The organism is Ensifer sp. B1-9, from assembly GCF_050474445.1.
GTDB lineage: Bacteria > Pseudomonadota > Alphaproteobacteria > Rhizobiales > Rhizobiaceae > Ensifer.
This window is the reverse complement of record NZ_JBCHVG010000043.1, coordinates 1-1048: the sequence shown is the minus strand read 5'-3', so window position 1 is coordinate 1048 and position 1048 is coordinate 1. Positions and strand designations below refer to the sequence as shown.

The 1048-nt window shown below is 59.4% G+C and carries 1 protein-coding gene; it reads left to right on the top strand.

Features of this window, described 5'->3' with window-relative positions; genetic code table 11:
• Nucleotides 1-60: 60 nt before the first annotated feature.
• Nucleotides 61-1048 (top strand): IS481 family transposase (locus tag ACQ5BM_RS34565; protein WP_429820848.1); only part of this gene is annotated, 988 nt, incomplete at its 3' end.

Sequence of the window (1048 nt, the reverse complement as noted above, 5' to 3'; positions counted from 1 at the left end):
TAGATGTTTGATCCCAGGCTTTGATGGGGCATCCTTATCTTCCGAATCAAAGGATGCGCTATGGGCCAGGTTCTTCATGGGAGCGCCACGACGACAGAGGCGGTCCGTCGAGCGATACAACATAGTCAAGAGAGCCTGAGGACGCTTTCGAAGCGCTACGGGATCAACCAGAAGACCGTCGCCAAGTGGCGGAAGCGGGCGTCAGTCGCAGACCTTCCGACCGGCCCGAAGGAGCCGAGATCGACTGTCCTGTCCGTCGAGGAAGAAGCGGTTATCGTTGCTTTCCGGCGTTACACACTGCTGCCACTTGATGACTGCCTCTATGCGTTGCAACCGACGATCCCGCATCTGACGCGGTCTTCGCTGCATCGTTGCCTGCAACGCCACGGCATCGGCCGCCTGCCGGATGTCGACGGAGACAGGCCGGCGAAGAAGAAGTTCAAGAGCTACCCGATCGGCTATTTTCACATCGACATCGCCGAGGTACGCACCGAACAAGGCAAGCTGCACATGTTTGTCGCCATCGATCGCACCTCGAAGTTTGCCTTCGTCGAACTGCACGAGAAGGCCACCACCGCCGTCTCGCGCGAGTTCCTCCTGCGCTTGATTGCCGCCGTCCCCTACAAGATCCACACCGTGCTCACCGACAACGGGATCCAGTTCACGACGCCCGGCGCTGGAGGGTCCGCCGTGCCGCTGATCAAAGAGGCGATCGCCAAGGGCGAGCGTTTCTGGGCCCATGCCTTCGAATACACCTGCGCCACCAACGATATCGAGCACCGCACCACCAAGGCGAAGCATCCATGGACCAACGGTCAGGTGGAGAGGATGAACCGAACCATCAAGGACGCCACCGTCAGACGCTTCTACTATGAGAGCCATGACCAGCTCCGCCAGCACCTCGCCGACTTCGTCGCTGCCTACAATTTCGGCCGTAGGCTCAAGACCCTCAAGGGCCTCACGCCCTACGAGTTCATCTGCAAAGCATGGGCTTCACAACCCCAACGTTTCACCCTCAATCCGCTCCAGCAAATGCCGGGACTAAACA